General features: G+C 64.3%; 16 protein-coding genes. 4 read left to right on the top strand and 12 right to left on the bottom strand.

From position 1 onward, the window contains the following. The first annotated feature begins 17 nt into the window (after positions 1 to 17). A complete protein-coding gene (locus tag GHT07_RS02545; RefSeq protein ID WP_153583494.1) occupies positions 18 to 911 on the top strand; it encodes a delta(1)-pyrroline-2-carboxylate reductase family protein in 894 nt (297 codons plus the stop codon). Between the two features lie 15 nt (positions 912 to 926). Here the strand turns inward: GHT07_RS02545 and dcd are convergent, their stop codons facing one another. Genes dcd through GHT07_RS02560 form a run of 3 tightly spaced genes read right to left on the bottom strand, consistent with a single transcriptional unit; the run spans position 927 to position 3,898 of the window. Beyond that, entirely contained in the window at positions 927 to 1,493 is a 567-nt protein-coding gene (dcd, locus tag GHT07_RS02550) for a dCTP deaminase (RefSeq protein ID WP_153583495.1), read from the bottom strand. Positions 1,494 to 1,502: 9 nt separating this feature from the next. Then, complete coding sequence (guaD, locus tag GHT07_RS02555) at positions 1,503 to 2,792, bottom strand: guanine deaminase (RefSeq protein WP_153583496.1); 1,290 nt, start codon at positions 2,790 to 2,792, stop codon at positions 1,503 to 1,505. A gap of 5 nt (positions 2,793 to 2,797) precedes the next feature. Then, on the bottom strand, positions 2,798 to 3,898 hold the full coding sequence (locus GHT07_RS02560) for a BMP family ABC transporter substrate-binding protein (RefSeq protein ID WP_153583497.1): 1,101 nt from the start codon (positions 3,896 to 3,898) through the stop codon (positions 2,798 to 2,800). Positions 3,899 to 4,180: 282 nt separating this feature from the next. Here GHT07_RS02560 and GHT07_RS02565 point away from each other — a divergent pair, with 282 nt between their 5' ends. Continuing rightward, positions 4,181 to 7,240: a S8 family peptidase gene (locus GHT07_RS02565; RefSeq protein ID WP_194792797.1), complete on the top strand. Its 3,060-nt coding sequence runs from the start codon at positions 4,181 to 4,183 to the stop codon at positions 7,238 to 7,240. 90 nt (positions 7,241 to 7,330) lie between these two features. Here GHT07_RS02565 and GHT07_RS02570 read toward each other — a convergent pair whose 3' ends face one another. The 8 genes from GHT07_RS02570 to GHT07_RS02605 all read right to left on the bottom strand — a co-directional run bounded on the left by GHT07_RS02570 (position 7,331) and on the right by GHT07_RS02605 (position 17,081). After that, on the bottom strand, positions 7,331 to 7,768 hold the full coding sequence (locus GHT07_RS02570; protein ID WP_153583499.1) for a hypothetical protein: 438 nt from the start codon (positions 7,766 to 7,768) through the stop codon (positions 7,331 to 7,333). A gap of 60 nt (positions 7,769 to 7,828) precedes the next feature. Continuing rightward, a complete protein-coding gene (locus GHT07_RS02575; protein WP_153583500.1) occupies positions 7,829 to 10,300 on the bottom strand; it encodes a penicillin acylase family protein in 2,472 nt (823 codons plus the stop codon). A 40-nt stretch (positions 10,301 to 10,340) separates the two neighbouring features. Next, on the bottom strand, positions 10,341 to 11,387 hold the full coding sequence (locus GHT07_RS02580) for an adenosine deaminase (protein ID WP_267237564.1): 1,047 nt from the start codon (positions 11,385 to 11,387) through the stop codon (positions 10,341 to 10,343). A 20-nt stretch (positions 11,388 to 11,407) separates the two neighbouring features. Next, positions 11,408 to 12,166 (bottom strand): right-handed parallel beta-helix repeat-containing protein, encoded by a 759-nt coding sequence (locus GHT07_RS02585; RefSeq protein ID WP_153583501.1) that lies wholly within the window; start codon positions 12,164 to 12,166, stop codon positions 11,408 to 11,410. A gap of 187 nt (positions 12,167 to 12,353) precedes the next feature. Continuing rightward, the gene (locus GHT07_RS02590) at positions 12,354 to 13,514 is read right to left on the bottom strand and encodes a BMP family ABC transporter substrate-binding protein (protein ID WP_153583502.1); all 1,161 of its coding nucleotides are present in this window, start codon (positions 13,512 to 13,514) and stop codon (positions 12,354 to 12,356) included. Positions 13,515 to 13,564: 50 nt separating this feature from the next. After that, positions 13,565 to 14,485, bottom strand: a complete 921-nt coding sequence (locus tag GHT07_RS02595) for an ABC transporter permease (RefSeq protein WP_153583503.1) — start codon at positions 14,483 to 14,485, stop codon at positions 13,565 to 13,567. Continuing rightward, positions 14,485 to 15,564, bottom strand: coding sequence for an ABC transporter permease (locus GHT07_RS02600; RefSeq protein ID WP_323740755.1), 1,080 nt, complete (start codon positions 15,562 to 15,564; stop codon positions 14,485 to 14,487). The genes GHT07_RS02595 and GHT07_RS02600 overlap by 1 nt, the downstream gene beginning before the upstream one ends. Further along, complete coding sequence (locus tag GHT07_RS02605; protein ID WP_153583504.1) at positions 15,561 to 17,081, bottom strand: ABC transporter ATP-binding protein; 1,521 nt, start codon at positions 17,079 to 17,081, stop codon at positions 15,561 to 15,563. Before GHT07_RS02605 ends, GHT07_RS02600 begins: the two co-directional genes overlap by 4 nt. Positions 17,082 to 17,188: 107 nt before the next feature. On the opposite strand from GHT07_RS02605, the gene xdhA reads away from it, so the two are divergent. Next, the gene (xdhA, locus tag GHT07_RS02610) at positions 17,189 to 18,682 is read left to right on the top strand and encodes a xanthine dehydrogenase small subunit (protein ID WP_153583505.1); all 1,494 of its coding nucleotides are present in this window, start codon (positions 17,189 to 17,191) and stop codon (positions 18,680 to 18,682) included. Continuing rightward, positions 18,679 to 20,952 carry a xanthine dehydrogenase molybdopterin binding subunit gene (gene xdhB / locus GHT07_RS02615; RefSeq protein ID WP_323740756.1) on the top strand — a complete coding sequence of 758 codons (2,274 nt, stop codon included), beginning with the start codon at positions 18,679 to 18,681 and terminating at the stop codon, positions 20,950 to 20,952. The genes xdhA and xdhB overlap by 4 nt, the downstream gene beginning before the upstream one ends. Positions 20,953 to 21,276: 324 nt before the next feature. Here the strand turns inward: xdhB and GHT07_RS02620 are convergent, their stop codons facing one another. Then, complete coding sequence (locus tag GHT07_RS02620) at positions 21,277 to 21,759, bottom strand: hypothetical protein (protein WP_153583506.1); 483 nt, start codon at positions 21,757 to 21,759, stop codon at positions 21,277 to 21,279. Positions 21,760 to 21,803: the final 44 nt, after the last annotated feature.

Genomic DNA, 21,803 nt, shown 5'->3' on the forward strand with positions numbered 1-21,803 from the left:
AATGAAACGTTCAGGCAATGACACCCGCTGAGACCGCACAACGATTGCCATACGCACGCCTTGCAGCGGAGATCCGCACGCTGCTCGCCGACGATTCCGTTCACGTGCCCGAGCGCATCGTGCAGCCTTTGCCCGGCGGCGGCAGCCTGTTCGTGATGCCCGCGCATGACAGCCGCATCGCGATGACGAAGCTGATTACGTTCACGCCTTCGAACGCCGGCACGGGTCGCCCGACCATTCAGGGCGACGTGGTGGTCTTTGATATCGCCACGGGTGAGCGGCGTCTGGTGCTCGATGGCCCTACGGTCACGGCAAGGCGTACAGCAGCGGTCTCATTGCTCGCAGCGCAGTTGCTCGCGCCGAACACAGAAGGGCCGCTGCTGATCGTCGGCGCAGGCGCGCAGGGCCGCGCGCATCTGGAGGCATTCGTTGACGGGTTGGGCGTGCGTGAAGTGATGATCGCGTCGCGCAGCGAAACAAGCGCCAACGCGCTGGCAGATCACGCGCGTGGGCTCGGGCTGAAGTCTTGCGTCGTGGCTGATCCAGGCGCTGCGCTTGCGCAGTGCCCGCTGATCGTGACCTGTACGCCTGCGAATGCCGTTGTGCTGCGAGGCACGCCACGCGATGATGCGTTCATTGCAGCAGTCGGCGCCTTCACGCCCGGCATGGTGGAGCTCGATCCGGCGCTGTGCCGCCACTGCGCAGAACACGGGCTCGTCGTGGTGGACACGCCCGAGGCGATCCACGAAGCGGGCGACTTGCTGCAGGCGGGGCTGGATGTGTCCGCGTTCGCAACGCTGCGCCGCGTGTTGATGGACGCACCGGCTGCAAACCGCAGGCCGGTGCTGTTCAAGAGTTGCGGCTGGGCGGGCTGGGACCTGGCTGCCGCGCGGCTGGCGATCAGCGCATGAACGCGCTGAGGTGAGTCACGCCTTCGGCAGCGTCACGCCCTTTTGCCCCTGGTACTTCCCGCCGCGGTCCTTGTAGCTCGTCTCGCAGACTTCGTCGCTCTCGAAGAACAGCACTTGCGCGCAGCCTTCGCCTGCATAAATCTTGGCGGGCAGCGGCGTGGTGTTGGAAAACTCCAGCGTCACATAGCCTTCCCACTCGGGCTCGAACGGGGTGACGTTCACGATGATTCCGCAGCGCGCATACGTTGATTTGCCCAGGCATATCGTGAGCACGTTGCGCGGGATGCGGAAGTACTCGAGCGTGCGCGCGAGGGCAAAGCTGTTGGGCGGAATGATGCAGACCTCGTCGTTGAAGTCGACGAAGCTTTTCTCGTCGAAATTCTTCGGGTCCACCACCGTGCTGTGGATGTTGGTGAAGACTTTGAATTCAGGCGCGCACCGGATGTCATAGCCATAGCTGGATGTGCCGTAGCTGATCACGCGGCGGCCTTCTACTTCACGCACCTGCTTCGGCTCGAAAGGCTCGATGAGGCCGTGCTGCTCGCACATGCGGCGAATCCATTTGTCGCTCTTGATGGTCATGGTCGCATTCTAGGTGGCGCCAGCGCCTGCAATGTGCACGCGCTCGATCGCGCGGTCGTCGCCCAGCACGATCAATGAAAACAGCAACTCGTCCAGGCTGGCTGCCTGCTGCGTCTTGCGCGCGAGCAATGGTGTTGCTGTGGGGTTGATTGCGATGAAGTCCGCCTCGCAACCCGGCTGCAGGTTGCCGACAACGCCTTCGAGCCCCAGTGCCTGCGCCGCGCCCGCGGTGTGTTGCCACCACAGGTTGCCGGGCGAGAGTGTGATGCCCGGCTTGGTCTGCCCTTCGCGGCCCACGTAGTAAGCCGCGAGCATCGTATGGAACGGGCTGAAGCTCGTTCCACCGCCCACGTCGCTGGCCAGGCCATGCTTGAAGCCGATGCGCTGTGCGCCTTCGTAGTCGAAGAAGCCGCTGCCCAGAAACAGGTTGCTGGTCGGGCTGACCGCAGCGGCCGCACCCGTCGCACGCATCAGCTCGCGATCATGGTCGTCGAAGTGAATGCAGTGCGCATAGATGGCACGGTCGCGCAGCAGGCCGAACTGCTCGTACACCGCAAGATAGCTGCGCGCATCGGGGAACAGCTGGCGCACCCATTTCACTTCGTCGAGGTTTTCCGCGACGTGCGACTGGACCCACACATCGCCATATTGCTTGGCCAGCTCGCCCGCACCGCGCAACTGCGCCTGGCTCGACGTGGGCACGAAGCGCGGCGTGATCGCATAGCCGAGCCTGTCCACACCATGCCAGCGCCGGATCAATGCTTCGGTGTCGATCAGCGATTGCTCCGTCGTGTCGCGCACGCCGTCGGGCGAGTGCTGGTCTTGCAGCACCTTGCCCGCGATCATCCGCAGGCCGCGGCGTTGCGACTCGCTCATGAGCGCGTTGACCGACGAAGGATGCGAGGTTGCAAAAGCCAGCGCGGTCGTCACGCCGTGCCGCTGCAACTCGTCGAGGAAGAACGTTGCCAGTTCGCGGCCATGCGCCTCATCGGCAAAGCGCGATTCGTGGGGGAAGGTGTAGTTATCCAGCCAGGGCAGCAAGCCCGCCGCTGGCGAGCCGATCACATCGACTTGCGGGAAGTGAATGTGCAGGTCGATGAAGCCCGGCGCGATGATGCGGCCGGGCAGGTGCTCAATGGTGACGCCGGCGTAGTCCGGCGCGAGCGTGGCATAGGCACCCACGGCGCGAATGACTTGCCGGCCTTGCGCGTCGGGACCCGCGACCAGCAACCCGTCTGGTTCATACAGGGCGCTGCCGTCGTCGGCAAACCTCAGGATCGCGGCACGCCAGGCTCTCATGCGGGCTATTTTGCAATCTTTCCCACGACGCCCGCGGCCAGCCAGTTCATGGTCTGTACCTGGTCCTCGCCCAGAACCTGGCCCTTGGCGACAACCGCCTTGCCCTCGTTGTCGTCGATCGGCCCGGCGAACGGGTGGAGCTTGCCGCTGGCAATATCCTTCTGGCGCGCCAGCACTTCCGCCTGCACGGCTTGGGGCACTTTGGAGCCGAAGCCCTCGATACGCACCATGCCGTCTTTCACGCCGCCCCAGGTAGCGCCACTCTTCCAGGTGCCATCGAGCACGGCCTGCGTGCGGCGCTTGTAGTAGTCGCCCCAGTGGTGCGTCACGGCGCCGATCTGCGCATCGGGTGCGGCCTTGCGCATGTCCGAGTGATAGGCAATCGCCATCTTGCCGCGCTCCTGCGCAGCGGCCATCACCGCGTCCGTCGCGGTATGGAGCGTGACGACATCGGCCTCCTGGTTGAAGAGTGTCAGCGCGGCCTCACGCTCGCGCGGCGGGTCGAACCAGGCGTTCAGCCAGATGACTTTGACTTGTGCCCGCGGGTTGACCGAGCGCATGCCAAGCGTGAACGCATTGACGCCCTGCACCACTTCCGGAATCGGGAAGCCCGCCACGTAGCCGGCCACATTGGTTTTTGTCATCCGGCCGGCCAGCACGCCGGCCAGGTAACGACCTTCGTAGTAACGGGCGTTGGCCACGGCCACGTTGGGCGCGGTTTTGTAGCCGGTGATCGACTCGAACTTCACGCCGGGGAATTCTTTGGCCACCTTCATCGTGGGTTCCATGTAGCCGAAGCTGGGCGTGAAGATGAGCTGGTTGCCCTGCTGGGCCAGGTCGCGGATGACGCGCTCGGCGTCGGCGCCTTCGGCCACGTTTTCTACGAAAGAAGTTTTCACGCGGCCGGCAAACGCGGCTTCGACGGCCCGGCGGCCCTCGTCGTGCTGATGGATCCAGCCCGTGTCTGTGACCGGACTCACAAATACAAAAGCTTCCTTGAGCGGTAATTTTTCCGCAGTGGGGGAGGCGGGGAGTTTTGCCGTCTGGGCAAAAGCGGTGTGCAACAGGCAGGCTGCCGCGAGTGCGGCAACGAGGTTTTTATGCATGGTGTTCCTCTACATGGCCCCAGAAAACAAAGAGCCGCTGGGGGCACAGCGGCTGCGCAAATTGTATCTGCGGGCGGTGTCAATACGCCTTGCGCCACTTTTTGCTCTCACGCAACAGGGCCGCCCCCTCAGGCGTTGTCCCATTGACGACTGGTTGCAACTATGTGGAAATGCCTGACGCGATCAACCCGGGGGGGAAAGTCGCGGTAAATTTTTTTCGCAACATACCGAGGTCGGGGCATGTCACGAGCTTCACCCCGTCCCGGCACCAGGAGCTTTTCGATGATTCCGATTAACAGAAGTTGGCGGCTGGCGCTTGCGTCTGCTGCCGCAGTGGCATTTCTTGCCTCGTGCGGCGGCGGCGAGTCCATGACCGCTTCGGCGAGCGCTACGCCCGCTGCCGCAGCACAGCGAACCGAGGCCACGCCGCAGGCGGCGCCCCAGGTCGCAGCAGCCACCAAGACCTACCTGGTGCAATTGGCCGACAAGCCGGTCCTGGGCTACGAAGGTGGCGTGAGCGGCCTGGCCGCGACCAAGCCAGCACGCGGCAAGAAGATCGATCCAGAGTCGGCCAACGTGACCAACTACATGGCCTACCTGCAGTCGCGCCAGGACAAAGTCATGCGCGATGCCGGTGCGACCAAAAAGATTTATGGCTACGGTTATGCGTTCAACGGCTTCGCCGCGGAACTGACCGATGCGCAAGTCGAAAAGCTCTCCAGCACCAAGGGTGTGGTGGCTGTGACGCCCAATGAAATCCGCCAGCTCGACACCGCAACCACGCCCCAGTTCCTGGGCCTGGCTGGGCCTGAAGGCTTCTGGGCAACCAAGTCCAAGGGCGAGAACGTCGTCATCGGCATGGTGGACTCGGGTATCACCCCCGGCAGCGTAAGCTTCTCCGACAAGGTCGACAAGAATGGCAACCCGGCCAAGAACGGCACGGTTGTGTACAGCAAGCTCGTCGGCTGGAAGGGCGTTTGCCAGAGGGGTGAAGAATTCACCGCCAGCCTGTGCAACCGCAAGCTGATTGGCGCGCGCTTCTACAACGCCGGCTTCGGTGGCGATGAAGGCATCAATGCCAACTGGCCCGAAGAATTCGTGTCGCCGCGCGACTGGGGCGGCCACGGCACCCACACGGCCAGCACGGCCGGCGGCAACGCCAACGTGCGCGTGACGGGCGACGCAGCGTCGTTCGGTGCCGTCAGCGGCATCGCACCGCGCGCCCGTATCTCGGCCTACAAGGTCTGCTGGTCCGAGACCGGACTGATTGGCCAGCAAGGCGCATCTCCCGGTTGCGCAACGGTTGACTCGGTTGCTGCTATCGACCAGGCCGTGGCTGACGGCGTCGACGTGATCAACTTCTCGATCAGCGGCACGCAGACAAACTTCCGCGACCCCGTGGAAATCGCCTTCATGTTCGCCGCCGACGCTGGCATCTTCGTCGCAGCGTCCGCCGGCAACAGCGGCCCCACGACCGGCACCGTGGCTCACCCGAGCCCGTGGCTCACGACCGTGGCTGCTGGCACACACAACCGCCAGCTGATCTCCACGCTGACGCTGGGCAACTCCTCGAGCATCGTGGGTATCTCCACGGCTGCCAAGGCCGTGAAGCCGAAGCCGTTCGTTGACGGCGAGTTCTCGTCCCCGTCCGGCTCGAGCACCACGGCCTCGAAGCTGTGCTTCTCGTCGCATTGGCCCGGTGGCCCCGGCCTCGACCCCGCCAAGGTCCGCGGCAAGATCGTCCTGTGCGATCGCGGCACCAACGACCGTGTCGACAAGAGCCTGGCCGTGCAAGAAGCTGGCGGCGTGGGCATGGTGCTGGTCAATACCAGCGCCAATACGCTCAATGCTGACTTCCACTCGGTGCCGACGGTTCACGTGGCAGACACCAACCGCGCGGCCCTGAAGGCCTATGCGGCGACTCCGGGTGCTACCGCCAGCCTGACGGCCATGACGATCGACCTGGGTGCTGCTGCCCCGTTCACGGCGAGCTTCTCGTCGCGTGGCCCGACGCCTGCTGCCGACGGCAACATGCTCAAGCCTGACATCATCGGCCCTGGCCAGGACATCCTGGCGTCCGTTGCTCCTCCGGGCAACAACGGTCGTTCGTTCGACATCTACAGCGGCACGTCCATGTCCAGCCCGCACATTGCAGGCCTGGCAGCGCTGATGAAGCAGCTGTACCCGAACTGGTCGCCCATGGCAATCAAGTCGGCGATGATGACCACGGCGTCGGACGTTCTTGACGGCCCGAACACCAACCCGCTGGTGATCTTCCGCCAGGGCGCAGGCCATGTGAATCCTTCGAAGATGACGAACCCGGGCCTCGTGTTCGATTCGAACTTCGACGACTGGATCGGCTTCCTGTGCAAGAACAGCTCGCTCGGCCTTGGCTACTGCGAGTACTACGGATTCACCCCGGTGGCGGCAACCGACATGAACACGGCGTCCATCGCTGTGGGTGCCATGGCGGGCTCGATCACGGTGACGCGCCGTGTGACGAACGTGACGAACAGCGCTGCTGTTTACACGCCGACCGTGAGCGGCATGACAGGTATCACTGTCGATGTCCAGCCTGCTTCGTTGTCGATCGCCGCGGGCGAGACAAAGACGTTCACCGTGAAGTTCACGAGCGCCGGTGCCACCTTGAACTCCTACGTCGGCGGCCAGCTGACGTGGACTGAGGGCGCACCGCCGAGTGCTGGTCCTCTGGCCATGTCGATTGCCGCGCACACGGTTCGCATCCCGATGGTGGTCAAGCCGGTCGCACTCGCCGCACCCACTGAGGTCTCAGGTTCGTACAACGTGAGCTACGGCTTCACCGGTACGCTGACGACTGCCGTGGACGGCCTGGTGCCAGCAGCGGTGGTTTCCACCGACATCTCGAATGGCGCTTCAGTGGACTTCAGCGTCGTCGTGCCGGCTGGCAAGACGTACGTGCGGTTCGCGCTCTTCGACGGCGATGGCTTGCCTGTTGGCACCGACATCGACCTGGAGGTGTATCGCGGCTCGACACTCGTTGGCAGCAGCGGTGGCGCGACAAGTGCTGAAGTCGTGACCCTGAAGGCGCCGACGGCTGCGACCTATACGGTCCGTGTCATCGGCTTCTCGGTGGCCGGCACGCAGAACGTCAAGATGTACAGCTGGCAGCTGGGCGGCACTGATGCAGGCAACATGACAGCCGTGGCCTCACCGGCGACGGTGGGCACGACCGGTACTGTGACGCTGACGCCCACGGGCCTGGTCAGCGGCACCAAGTACATGGGTGCGATCACCTACGGCGGCGCTTCGAACCTGCCTTCGCCGACGATCGTGCGCATCGACGGCATGGCACCGTCCTGAGCCTTGGGGGCCGCGCAAGCGGCTCCTCAGCACAGCAAAAAGCCCGGCGGTTGCCGGGCTTTTTTTTCGTCTGCGCTCTTTGTTTCCTGTTCAGTCTCTGTTGCTGGGCAAGGGCGTCTTGGCGCGGCTGATCGGGCAAAGAACAAGACCGCCGCGCTTGCTGGCGTGGTAGTCCCACATCTCGCCGTTGATCCGCAGGCGAACGCGGTAGCCGGGCACGAGCGCGTCGGTGTAATTCATGCCTTTCACGGGGCAGCCCAGCGAGCTGTCAGGCCATGTGGCGTTGTCGGCCGTCAGCAGTTCGATGGTGGCTGCCCTGGCTTTGTCTCCCAGGCGCTTCACGGCATCTTCGTGCGCAGCCGTGACGACTTGCGTCACCTCGGTAAACGCCGGGCGCGAAGCGGCCTTGGAGGGCTTGGCCGGCGTTGGCTTTGGCGCAGGAGACGGGGTGGGTGCGGGCGTCTGGGCGTGGACTGTGGTGCTGGCAGCCACGAGCGCGGCGAGCGCCACAAGTTTGAATGAGGTCATGTACTACTCAACGAAAGTGAGCTGCCGCCGGAAGACACCCCGGCTGCCGCAGCCTGCCGATTATGGTGTGATCGTCAGCTCATGCGTCCAGTTCGCGGGGTTCAGCTGCAGCGGGCGGTACTGCACCTGCGCCCACTGGTCCTTCATGTCGCGGTAGCGCGGCGAGAACACCAGGCCGCTTTGCCCCGTCTGGTAGATGAACTTCGACTGCTCCGGGTCGGCCAGGTCGTAGACGGTTCGCATGCTGGCCGCATGCCGCTCGGCAAACGGCGTCTTCGCATCGTTGGCCCAGTACTGGCCCACGTTGACTGTCCAGGGGTCGCCCGGGGTCGCAACGGTCACGTCGAAGAACTTCGCCAGCATCGGTACATTGCCGAACGGCTTGTGGCCCGAGATGGCAATGTGGGGCGTTCCCCAACGCCATGCCGCTGGGTCCTGGCCCTGTTCGGCCGCCAGGCGGTCAAGCGCGCGAGACAGCGCGCGGGACGACTGTTCGCCGCAGCCCAGCGGTGCACACCAGAAGGCACCCGCCTGCGCGTCTTCCAGCATCACCTGCAAGCCGGCGCGAAATGTGCGCTTGCCGTAGAGCGCCTTGAACCTCGCGTCCCCCAGCTTCGGCGCAATGAGGCCGCGCGTGAGTTCATCGGCCCAGTACGCAAAGATCGCGGGCGCGGCCGCCTCAGCGCGCATCACGCCATCGAAGCCTTTGAGCTGCTCCTGCGCCCTGGCAGCGAGCGAGTGTGTGCTCACCGTTTTTTGCAACACGGGCAGCAGGCGCTGCGTTGCGGTCGACAGCGTGTCGGCCTGTACATCGCGCATCGACTGCGCCGTGTGCTTGGGCGTGGCCGCGAGCAATTTCTCGATACGGTCGAACCGCTCGGGCGTGACCCAGTCGATGCCCATGAAATCGGGCGACGACAGTGGCTGCACGCGCTGGTTGGCGGTGGCAACCCAGCCTTTGGCCTGGATCGCTTCATGGCTGACGCGCGGATTGCCTTCGGGCGTGATCCAGCCGGTCCAGTCGTATTTCGCTTCCCAGCCGGGCGCGGGGGCCAGCCCCCAGAAATCGTTGTCGGGGCCACGCTTGGGCACCTTGCCAATAGCGCGGTAGACCGTTCGCCCGGCCGTGTCGGCCGCGACGAGGTTCTGCATGGGTGAGTGATAGGCGGCGAAGGCCGCCTCCACCTCATCGACCGTCTGCGCATAGTTGGCGGCCACGCCCGCCACGACGGTTGTGTTGTCGGCGTCGACGGCGGCCCAGCGCAATGCGAGTGCGTACTTCTTCGTGTCGAGCACTTGTTCGTAGCCGGGGTTCGCATCGCTCATCACGGGGCCGTGGCGCGTGGTGCGCACGACGAGGGTTTCGTCCGGCTGGCCCTTGATGCGAATCGTCTCGCGGCGGCTCTTGAAGTCGGCCCAGCCGTCAGGCGTGCGGTATTGCGCCGGGTTGGCGGGGTTGATCTGCTCCAGGTACAGGTCCTGCACGTCAGGCCCGGTGTTCGTGAACCCCCAGGCGACGCCGGCGGTGCGCCCGAGCACCACCGACGGCAGGCCCGGCAACGTGGCGCCGATCACATCCATCGGCTTGCCGCCTGCAGGTGCGGGCACCTTGATGCGCGCGAAGTACCAGATCGCTGGTGCCGACAGGCCCAGGTGCGGATCATTGGCCAGCAGCGGCTTGCCGCTTTGCGTGTGCGTGCCGGCAACCACCCAGTTGTTGGAGCCGATGCCTTCGAGATGGCCGAGGCCTTTTGTCCAGGCTTCGAGATCAGGCATGGCGGCCACGAGGGATGAGGATGGCAGGGCCTCGGGCGCGGTCGCGGTCTTGGCCTCGGGCGCGCGGTACACGCCCAGGTCGCGGTAGATCTTCGCGAAGTCGGTCGAGGTCACGGGGCTTTCGCCGGGGTAGGGCGGCATCAACTGCCACAACTGCGCGGTGTCGAGCCTTTGCAGCGCCGAGAAGCGCGCGAATTCGGTGCCCCAGTTGCCCCCCAGGTCCAGCGCCATCATCATGGCCCAGCCCACGCTGTCCTGCGGTTCCCAGCGGCCCGGTTTGACGCCCAGGATGTGGAACTCTGGCGGCAGCGCCTGCGCGCTGCTCGCATGGAATGTGTTGATGCCGTTGGCATACGCCTGCAGCAGGTCTTGCGCCTCGCGCGGCAGCTTTTCCCATTGCGACTGCGCGGCGAGCATCACACCCAACTTGCGCAGCGTGCGATCGGTCTCAAGCGTGGCGGGGCCGAATACCTCGCTCAGCTCCCCGTGCATCACACGCCGGTTGAATTCGAGTTGCCATGTCCGCTCCTGTGCGTGCACATAGCCCAGCGCGAAGTAGGCATCGCGCACCGTTTTCGCCTCGATGTGGGTCACGTCAGAGGCATCTCGCCTGACCTGTGTGGCAGCGCCAATGTTTTCGGTGCGGATTTCTCCGTCGAGCTTGGGCTGGCTGCGCCACGCGTAGATAAAAAGTGCCAGCGCGGCCAGCAGGATGATCGCCACGACGACGCGCAGCGTGTTACGCAGGATTCTCATCCGTGTGTCTCCTTCGGGTCTTGCGAGTCTGGTGTGAAGCTCATTCGAACGCAGTGAAAACCGCGTCGAGCATGTCCGTGTACCTGCGCTTCGTGGCGGCGTCAGTGAAGCTCGCGTCGAAGCTGTTTTTCGCGAGCTGGTACGCATGCGCTGCGGTCAGGCCCGTGGCCGCAAACGTCTGCGTGAAGTTTTCGTTCATGTAGCCGCCGAAGTACGCGGGGTCATCCGAGTTGATCGTCGCAGCGAGCCCGGCGTCGAGTAGCTCGCGGATGTTGTGGTCGGCCAGCTGCGGGAATACGCACAACTTGAGGTTTGACAACGGGCAGACGGTGAGCGCAATACGGTCTTGCGCGAGCCGCTTCATCAGCGCCGGGTCTTTGGTGGACTGCACGCCGTGGTCGATCCGCTCGACCTTCAGTACGTCGAGCGCCGTCCACACATACGCTGGCGGGCCTTCTTCGCCGGCGTGCGCCACCAGGTGCAGGCCGAGGCCACGGCACTTTTCGAAGACGCGTGCGAACTTTTCGGGAGGGTGGCCAACCTCGCTGGAGTCGAGCCCCACGCCGATGAACTTGTCGCGGTAGGGCAGCGCCTGTTGCAGCGTCTCGAGCGCATCGTCTTCGCTCAGGTGCCGCAGGAAGCACAGGATCAGCGATGCATCGACGCCCAGCCTGGCTTTTGCCTCCACGCAGGCGCGATGCAGGCCGTTGATGACCACGCCCATGTCGACACCGCGCGCCGTATGCGTCTGCGGGTCGAAGAATATTTCGGCGTGCACCACGTTGTCGGCGGCCGCACGCTCCAGGTAGGCCCACGCCATGTCGTGGAAGTCCTGCTCGTGGAGCAGCACGCTGGCGCCGGCGTAGTAGATGTCGAGGAACGACTGCAGGTTGCTGAAGGCGTAAGCCTGGCGCAGTTCCTCGACGCTGGAATAGGCAATGGCGACGCCGTTGCGCGCCGCCATCGCAAAGATCAGCTCGGGCTCGAGTGACCCTTCGATGTGGATGTGCAGCTCGGCCTTGGGCATGCGCCGAAGCAGCTCGGGCAGCCGCGCCGGCGCGATGCGATCGAAAACATCTTGATCCAAAGCTGCCCTTGCGAATGGCTTCAGTCGAACTTGTATTGCGGGTTCTTGCCCGGCTTCCAGTCGCTGGAGTTGTTGCCAAAAATCATGTTGTCGTTATAGCTCGACAACGTGCCGCCCGTCCTGATGAGGCCGAGTGTGTTGTGCGTGATCGAGTTGCCCTGCATGGTCACTTCGCCTGCCGCCACACTGATGCCCGTGCCGTTGCCCCGGATGGACGAGCCGCGCAGGCTGGTGATGGCGTTCGGTGCAGCGGCACGCAGGCCGAACAGGCTGCCGGTGGACGTGACGTTCTTGATATCGACCCGCACGCCTGTTGCGCCTGAGGTGATGTCGATGCCGGCTTCGTAGCGCTGGATGTTGGAGTCTTCGATGACGACCATGCCGGCCTGCAGGATCTTCACGCCCGCCGAGTTGGCCGTCGAATTGGTGCCGTCCATATGCAGGTTGCGCAGCACGACAAGATCAGTCGTGCCGACATTGATGATGATGCCGCTGGTGCTCGAGCTGAGCACGCTGGCCATCACGTGGCCGCCGTCAAGCGTGATGGCCTTGGTGATGGTCACGGCACCGAAGCCAGCCGGGTCGAGCGCATTGATGATGCCGCCGACTGCCGTCTTGCTGATGGCGCCAGCGAAGGTTTTGCATGGCGCCGTGCGCGAGCAGGGGTTGGCGTCGTCGCCCACGCCCGAAATCCACGTGCGAGTCGCCTGCGCGCTGGCTGCGCCCGTGAGCAGCATGCCTGCGACCAGCAGCAGTGCCTTCATTCGTCCAAATGCCATCGTTCTTCTCCTGGTTGATGAGTTCATGAGCGTAGCCACAAATCCTGTCTCCCGTGCGCGGGAAACCCCCACCGGGGCACTATGCGTGCGCAGCAACGCGCAGCGCGCAAGCCCCATGAAAAAACCCGGCTCCGCCGGGTCTTTTCATCTAGTCAGACAACTTGAAAAACGCGCAGCGTTTTTCAAGTTACTTCTTTTCACCGGGCACCTTGCCCTCAACGCCCTTGACGTAGAAGCTGATGCCGCCAAGGAACTTGTCGTCGGCGACGGCGTCCTTTGCAAGGACTTCCTTGCCGGTGTTGTCCACGATCGGGCCCTTCCAGATCGAGAAGCTGCCGTCCTTCAAGCCGGCCTTCACTTCATCAACCTTCTTCTTCGCATCTTCCGGCACATCAGCCGCGACGGAAACGAAGTCGATCGCGCCTTCCTTGACGCCCCACCAGATCTTGTCTGGCGAGGTCGTCCACTTCTTGTCGAGTGCGTCCTTCGTGGCCTTGATGTAGTAAGGCGCCCAGTTGATCACGGCAGAACCCAGGTGGGCCTTGGGGCCGTAAGAGCTCATGTCGCTATCCCAGCCAAAGGCGCGCTTGCCCATCTTCTCGGCGGTTTGCAGCACGGCCGACGAATCGGTGTTTTGCATCAGCACGTCAGCGCCGCCGTTGATCAGGGCCGTGGCCGCTTCGGTTTCCTTCGGGATGTTGAACCAGTCGCCCACCCAGACCACCTTGGTCTTGACCTTCGGGTTGACCGACTGCGCACCCATCGTGAAGCTGTTGATGTTGCGGATCACCTCAGGAATCGGGATCGAGCCCACCACGCCCAGCGTGTTGGTCTTGGTCATCTTGCCTGCGATCACGCCGGCCATGTACGCGCCTTCATAGGTGCGGCTGTCATAGGCGCGCAGGTTCTCTGCATTCTTGTAGCCGGTGGCGTGTTCGAACTTCACGTCCTTGGCGTCAGCGGCGACTTTGAGCATCGGCTCCATGTAGCCGAACGTCGTGCCGAAGATCAGCTTGTTGCCTTGCGAGACCATGTCGCGCATCACGCGCTCGGCGTCAGCCGACTCTGGCACCTTCTCGACGAAGCTCGTGACGACCTTGTCGCCGAATTCCTTCTCGATGGCTTTGCGGCCGTTGTCATGCGCGAAGGTCCAGCCGCCGTCGCCCACCGGGCCGACGTAGGCGAAGGCGATCTTCAGCGGCTCGGGCTTGGGTGCGGCGGCGGCAGGAGCCGGTGCGGGCGCGGGTGCCGGCGGCGGCTCGCTCTTGCTGCAGCCGACAGCAGCGGCTGTCACCAGCGCGGACAGTGCCGCAACCTTGATCAGGGAACGTTTCTTCAAGTCAGTCATGAGAGTCCTTCTAACGAGGGGGTAGCGAAGCCAGGGAGCTGAAAAAATGATTATGAGCCGGGATAAAACGGTTTTCCAAGCGAAGCGGGCATGTTGACCCGTATCCAGGCGGGGTTACGCGAAATCAGTGCCAGCACGACGATGGTGGCCACGTACGGCAGCATCGTGAGGAACTGGCTGGGCACTTCAACGCCTGCGCCTTGCAGCTGGAACTGCAGCATGGTCACGCCGCCGAACAGGTAGGCGCCAAACAGCACGCGCGCCGGGCGCCAGGTGGCGAAAGTCGTCAGCGCCAGTGCGATCCAGCCACGGCCCGCCACCATGCCCTCGACCCAGAGCGAGGTGTAGATGATCGCCAGGTACGCGCCCGCCAGCCCGCACAGCATGCCGCCGGCCACCACGGCCATCAGCCGGATGCGCCGCACCGGGTAACCCAGCGCATGCGCCGACTCGGGTGACTCGCCCACGGAGCGCAGGACCAGGCCCGAGCGCGAGCGGTACAAAAACCAGATCAGCCACGCCGCAAACGCAATCGTGACGTACACGATGGGATGCTGGCGAAACAGCGCCGGCCCCACGAGCGGAATGTCCGACAGGAGCGGGATGGCGAAGTTCGGCCGTTCGGGCAACTTCTCCTGCACGTATTTGATGCCCGCAAAGGCCGAGAAGCCCGTGCCGAACAGGCTCAGCGCGAGCCCCGTTGCGTACTGGTTCGTGTTGAGCCAGATCACCAGCACGCCGAAGACCGCAGCGAGCAGGGCGCCCGCACCCATGCCGGCGGCAAAGCCCAGCCAGTCGTTGCCCGTGTGGATCACGGTGGCGAAGCCCGCAATCGCGGCGCAGAGCATGAGTCCTTCCGCGCCGAGGTTGACGATGCCCGCTTTCTCGTTGATCAACAGGCCCAGCGCCGCCAGCGCCAGCACGGTGCCGCCATTGAGCGTGGCAGCCAGCAGGAGCGACCATGCGTCCATCAGCTGGCCTCCTTCAACCGGCGCACAGCGGTGAACCGCACGCGATAGGCAATGAGCGTGTCGCAGGCCAGCAGCGTGAACAGCAGCAGCCCCTGGAACACGCCGGTGAGTGACTTCGGCAGGCCAAGCCGCGACTGCGCCAGCTCGCCGCCGATATAGAACATGCTCATGAGCACGGCAGAGAACACCATCCCCACCGGGTGCAGCCGCCCCACAAACGCAACGATGATCGCCGCGAAGCCGTAGCCCGCGGGCACATACGGCGTGAGCTGGCCAATGGGCCCCGCGACTTCGAGCGCGCCCGCCAGGCCCGCCGCGCCGCCCGACACCATCAGCGCTGTCCACAAGGCCCTGCGCGATGAGAAGCCCGCATAGCGAGCCGCCGCTGGCGCGAGCCCGCCGACTTGCTGCGCAAAACCCGCGCGTGTGCGAAAGAGGAACACCCACAGCGCCGCCACGCTCGCCAGCGCCACGAGCAGCCCGACACTCACGCGCGAGCCGGTCAGCAAGCGCGGAATCTGCGTGACGGCTTCAAAGGTTTTGGACTGTGGAAAGTTGTAGCCGCCCGGGTCTTTCCAGGGGCCGAACACCATGTAGAACAGCAGCTGGTCCGCCACGTACACGAGCATCAGGCTCACGAGAATTTCATTGGCGTTGAACCTGTCGCGCAGCACGGCCGTGATCGACGCCCACGCCATGCCGCCGACGATGCCTGCGAGCACGATGGCAATGACGATCCAGCGGCCCGTGTCCTTGTCGGCGAGCAGGGCCACGCCGCCCGCGAATATCGCGCCGACGACGAACTGGCCTTCCGCACCGATGTTCCACACGTTCGAGCGAAAGCACACCGCCAGGCCCAGTGCGATGATCAACAGCGGCGTGGCCTTGACCATCAACTCGCCCAACGCATAGGGCGACTTGACCGGCTCCCAGAAGAACACCTGCAAGCCCTTGACCGGGTCTTTGCCGAGCGCCATGAACAGCAGCACACCGATGACCACCGTGAGAGCAAGTGCGAGCAGCGGGGACGCGATGCCCCACACCTTCGACGGCTGTGGCCGCGCTTCGAGCTTGATCACGCGGCGGACTCCACGGGCTGCGCGTCCCACAGGCCACTCATCCACTCGCCGATCTGCGTGACGGTCGCGTCGCGACGGTCCACGGAAGGCGAAAGGCGGCCCTTGGCAATCACGTGGAGGCGGTCGCAAACCTCAAACAGTTCTTCCAGTTCTTCGCTCACCACGAGCACGGCGCAACCTTCATCGCGCAGGGCCAGCAACTCGCCGCGGATTTGCGCGGCGGCACCCACATCAACACCCCAGGTGGGTTGCGACACGATGAGCAATTTCGGGTTCGCGTCGATCTCGCGGCCCACGATGAACTTCTGCAGGTTGCCGCCCGAGAGCGACTTGGCTGCCGCATGCGGCCCGCCCGCCTTCACGTTGAATTTGGTGATGATGCTGCGCGCCTGCGCATCGAGCGCCTTGGTATCGATCCAGCCGCCCGCGCGAATGGCGTCATTGCGCGTGAGCATCAGGTTGTGGGCGAGCCCCAGCGTCGGCACAGCGCCGCGCCCGAGGCGCTCTTCCGGCACGAAGTGCACGCCCATCGCACGGCGCGGCGCTGGCCCCATGCGCCCCACGCCCTGGCCGAATACGTTGATCGACGAGGCTGTGGCGCGCTGGTCTTCACCCGACAGCGCCAGCAGCAGCTCCTGCTGGCCGTTGCCTGAAACACCCGCAATGCCGACGACCTCACCGGCGCGCACTTCGAAGCTCACGCCATCGATATCGACGCCGAACTGGTCTTCGCGCGGCAGCTTCAGGCCATTGACCTGCAGCACCACATCGCCCGCCTTGCGGTCCTGGTGCTCCAGTGCCGGCGGCTCGGCGCCGATCATCATTTTGGAGAGCGACGCGTTGCTTTCATCCTGCGGGTTGCAAACGCCCGTGACCTTGCCGCCGCGCAGCACGGTGCATGCGTTGCACAGCTCACGAATCTCATGCAGCTTGTGGCTGATGTAGAGAATGCTGCAGCCTTCGCTGGCGAGCTTCTTCAAAACGACGAACAGTTTTTCAACCGCCTGCGGTGTGAGCACCGACGTGGGCTCATCGAGGATCAGCAGCTTGGGGTTGGTGAGCAGCGCGCGGATGATTTCAACGCGCTGCATCTCGCCCACGGAGAGCGTGTGCACGTGGCGGCGCGGATCGATGTCGAGCCCGTATTCAGCCGCCTTGGCGGTGATGCTCTGCGTGACCTGCGCGAGCGACAAGCCCTTGTCGAGCCCGAGCCAGACGTTCTCGGCCACGGTGAGCGTGTCGAACAGGCTGAAGTGCTGGAACACCATGCTGATGCCCAGCGCCCGCGCCTCTTGCGGGTTGCGCACGTGCACGGGCTGGCCGTTCCACAGCACGCTGCCTTCGTCGGGCTTGACCGAGCCGTAGATGATCTTCATCAGCGTGGATTTGCCCGCGCCGTTTTCGCCGAGCACCGCGTGCGTCTCGCCTGGCAAAACAGCCAGCGACACGTCGCTATTGGCAACCACCGACGGGTAGCGCTTGGTGATGTGCGACAGCTGCAGGCGAGGCGTAGTCATGAAAATGCCGACCCCGCCTTCACTGGCGCGCAGCAGATACCCAACATGACGAAAAGTGGCCGTTGTCTCATTTCCGTGGCTGCAATCTTGCGTGCATACTAAGTTTTATGCCTACCAGCAGCGCAATCCGATTCATCCGCCGCGGCCAGCAAGTGTCGCTGGGCAATGTACCACCCGAGCGCACGCTGCTCGAAGTTCTTCGCGAAGACTTGGGAGCCACCGGCACCAAGGAAGGCTGCGGCGAAGGCGACTGCGGCGCCTGCACCGTGGTGCTGGGCGAAGCTGAGGGCAACCGCGTGCGTTATCGCGCGATCAACAGTTGCATCCGCCTGGCCCATTCCATCGATGGCATGGCGCTGTGGACGGTGGAAGACCTGGCCGCTGAAGACGGCACGCTGCACCCGGCGCAGGAAGCGATGGTGCAGTGCCACGGCTCGCAATGCGGCTTCTGCACGCCCGGCTTCGTGATGAGCCTGTTTGGCATGTACCAGTCGCATACGTGTCACGGCGAAGTCATCACGCGTGAGCTGGCGCAGGAAGAACTCTCGGGCAACCTGTGCCGCTGCACGGGCTACCGGCCTATCCTTGATGCGGCGCAGCAGATGTCGCAGTACCCGCGCGTGGATGTGGACGAGAAAAAGCTGCTGGCACAGCTGAAGGCGCTCAAGCCCTCGGTTGATCCAACCTACCTCGCGCCGCGCACACTGGCCGATTTGCTCGCCGCACGCGCGGCTCACCCCACCGCGCAACTCGTCGCGGGCTGCACAGACGTGGGGCTGTGGGTGACCAAGATGCACATGCAGTTTGCGCAGGTGCTCGACGTGACGCAGGTGCGCGAGCTCAAACGCATCGAGCGATACAAGCATCACATTGCAATTGGCGCTGCCGTGTCGTTGAACGATGCGTTTGCTGCGCTCGTCGCAGACCGGCCGCAACTCAAAACTTTCGCCAACCGGTTCGCTGGCTTGCCGGTCCGCCAGTCGGGCACGCTGGGCGGCAACGTCGCGAACGGCTCACCCATCGGCGACTCGATGCCGCTCTTGATTGCGCTGGGCGCCAACATCGTGCTCATGAGTCAGCGCGGCCATCGCGAGATGCCGGTGGAGGCGTTCTACACGGGCTATCGCAAGAACGTGCTGGCGAGCGATGAAGTGCTCGCGTGGATCAAAGTCCCGCTACCTGCTCTTACTCCCTCCCCCTCTGGGGGAGGGCTGGGGTGGGGGCAGGAGCTCGTGCGCGCCTACAAGATCAGCAAACGCTACGACGACGACATCTCCGCCATCTGCCTGGCGATCAGCATGACGCTGGTCGATGGCGTTGTGGATCGAATCTCCATCGGCGCAGGCGGCGTTGCAGCAACACCGGCGCGAGCCGCAAAAACTGAAACCGCCCTGCGCGGCCAGCGCTGGACAGCCGAAGCCGCCGCCACAGCCGCCGAAGCATTGCGCTATGAATTCCAGCCGATCAGCGACATGCGGGCGGGCGCCGCATACCGCAGCGAAGTGCTGGGCAACCTGATGGAGCGCTACTGGCTTGAAAGCCAGGGCGCAACCAACATCAACCTCGAGAGCTTCGTGCTGCCGCAGGAGAGCGCATCGTGACCGCCGCCGTCGGTAAATCCCGCCCGCACGAAAGCGCGCGCGCACAGGTCGCGGGCAGCGCAACTTACATCGACGACGTGCCCGAAGTCAGGGGCACGCTGCATGCAGCGCCGGTGCTCTCGCAAGTCGCGCATGGCATGCTGCGCGGCGTCGATGCCACCGAGGCACTTGCGATGCCCGGCGTGCACGGCATCGTGCTGGCAGCAGATATTCCCGCCGACAAGCTCCTCGCCACCTTCGTTCACGACGAGCCTGTGCTGGCACTGGGCAGAGTCGAGCATATCGGCCAGGTCATCGCGATCATCGTGGCCGATACGGTGATGCAAGCCCGCCGCGCCGCACGCAAAGTCAAAGTAGATATTGCGCCGCTGCCTGCCATCCTCTCGCCGCGCGAGGCGCATGCAGCGCAAAGCTATGTGCTGCCGCCCGTTACCGTAAAGCGCGGCGATGCCACGGGGGCGATGCAGGCATCACGGCACGTGATCGAAGGCCAACTCGAAGTCGGCGGCCAGGAGCATTTTTATCTCGAAGGCCAGGTTGCGTATGCGCTGCCGCTTGAGCAGGGCCAGTGGCACATCTACTCCAGCACGCAGCATCCGGGGGAGGTGCAGCACTGGGTGTCGCATGCGCTGGGGCTGGAAAACAATGCTGTGACGGTTGAATGCCGGCGCATGGGTGGCGGCTTCGGCGGCAAGGAAACGCAGGCGGGCCACGTCGCGGTGTGGGCTGCGTTGGCGGCCAACAAGTTCAAGCGCGCAGTGAAGATGCGGCTCGATCGCGACGACGACTTCCTCATCACCGGCAAGCGCCATCCGTTTGCGTATGACTACACCGTGGGTTTTGACGACACAGGCCTCATCACGGCGTTGCAGCTCAGGATGTACGCCAACTGCGGCTTCTCGGCGGACTTGTCGGGGCCTGTGGCAGACCGGGCGATTTTCCATAGCGACAACGCGTATTTCCTTTCGGATGTGGAAATCGTTTCTTATCGCTGCAAGACGAATGTGCAGAGCCACACGGCCTTTCGCGGGTTCGGCGGGCCGCAGGGCGTGATCGCGATCGAGGCGATCCTGGGCGACATCGCGCGGCACCTGGCGCTCGACTCGCTCGATGTACGCAAGCGCAACCTCTACGGCATCGATGAGCGCAACGTCACGCACTACCAGATGAAGGTGGAGGACAACATCCTCGAGCCGCTCGTCTCGCAGCTGGAAGCAACGTCGCGCTATCGCGAACGGCGCGCAGCCATCGACCAGTGGAACGCGGACAACCCGGTGATCAAGCGCGGCATCGCGATCACGCCGGTGAAGTTCGGCATCAGCTTCACGGCCACGCTCTTCAACCAGGCGGGCGCGCTGGTGCATGTGTACACCGACGGCAGTGTGCAGGTGAACCATGGCGGCACCGAGATGGGCCAGGGCCTGAACACCAAGATCGCGCAGGTCGTCGCCGATGAACTCGGCGTGCTCTTCGAGCGCGTGCGCTCCACCGCAGCCGACACGAGCAAAGTGCCGAATGCATCGGCCACTGCTGCGTCGAGCGGCACTGACCTCAATGGGCGCGCCGCGCAGTTTGCCGCACGCAATGTGCGCGACAACCTCGCAGCGTTCGTGGGCGGGCTCGATGGCTGCGGCGCAGGCGCGGTGAGCTTTGCAGACGGCCAGGTGAAAACACCGAAGACCACGCGCAGCTTCGACGACGTGGTCAAAGCCGCCTACGCCAACCGCATCCAGCTCTGGAGCGACGGCTTCTACCGCACGCCGAAGATCCACTACGACAAGGTCACGCTCACGGGCCGGCCGTTCTACTATTTCGCGTATGGCGCGGCCTGCAGCGAAGTCGCCATCGACATCCTCACGGGCGAAAGCCGCGTGTTGAAGGTCGACATCCTTCACGACGTCGGCACGCCCATCAACCCGGCCATCGACATCGGCCAGATCGAAGGCGGCTTCGTGCAGGGCATGGGCTGGCTCACGACCGAGCAGCTGGTCTGGAACGACAAGGGCCTGCTCACCACGCACGCGCCAAGCACCTACAAGATTCCCGCCACGGGCGACATACCGGCCCACTTCAAGGTTGATCTCTGGCACGAGGCCAACCGCGAAGACAACGTGGGCGGCAGCAAGGCCGTGGGCGAGCCGCCCTTCATGCTGGCCATCAGCGTGTGGGAAGCCATTCGCGAAGCGGTAGCGGCGGGCAAGGGCGTGCAAGCACCCGTCGTCATGCACGCACCGGCCACAGCGCAGAACGTTCTCGCGGCGCTGAAGTAATTCCCGGCTGCTTTCACCATTCGTTCGTCTAGTGCGGTGCGGTATTGGCCCTTGTACCTGCCGTTGTATGGAACCATTCGCCTGCTGCTGGAACTGACTCCACGCAACCCGATATTTCCGGCAAACAGTCTGGCAACGCAGAACTCCATGAACATTCGACCGCACGCCCCCCCTATGCGCGATGGCCGGTACGGTGCGACCCCCCTCATCATCCGGGTCGTTCCCAACCGTCGGGTTGCCCCAACCCAAGCCCCTCAAACCCCCCAAGCCCCCCGAGTCGTGCAAAGGGCTGAACCCCTCAGCCCCGTGGAGGCGGCGCTTGCCTCAGGCGAGCTCGCTGTTGAAACACTGAGTGACTTTCAGCTGCGCGCAGCCAGCGCAGCGGCCGAGCGTCATGGCGCGAGCCCTGTGCGCGAAACCATCGAAACCGAGATTCGCCGGCGCGGCCACTACGCGTCGCCTGCAACCGTTGAAACGGTCAGCCAAAAGGCAGGGCGCGTTGCTGGCCGACTGGTCAACGCGATGACGCCGCGCTTCGTGCGCGTCGAGGCCAAGGCCCGGCAGGCGCAGCGTGAGGCAAATGCACAGGTGGGTGAACTGCTGGCGGCAATCGCCGACACATCTGGCAGCCGCACTGCCAACCGGCTTGCGGTGCACCACCTGCTGCTGACCTTGCCCCACACAATGAAGCCGCTGATGAGGTCGCATACGAGCACCTTCGACGCCGAGTTCCACGCCTGCCTGAAAGTTCTGCTGACCCAGATGAGCCGCGACCAGCTTGTCGCGCTCACACAAGGCTTTGACCACGCCGAGCCTGCGATATCGCCTACCGACAAAAACTTCTACGGCCC

Source organism: Caenimonas koreensis DSM 17982 (genome assembly GCF_009646335.1).
Classification (GTDB): Bacteria; Pseudomonadota; Gammaproteobacteria; order Burkholderiales; family Burkholderiaceae_C; genus Ramlibacter; species Ramlibacter koreensis.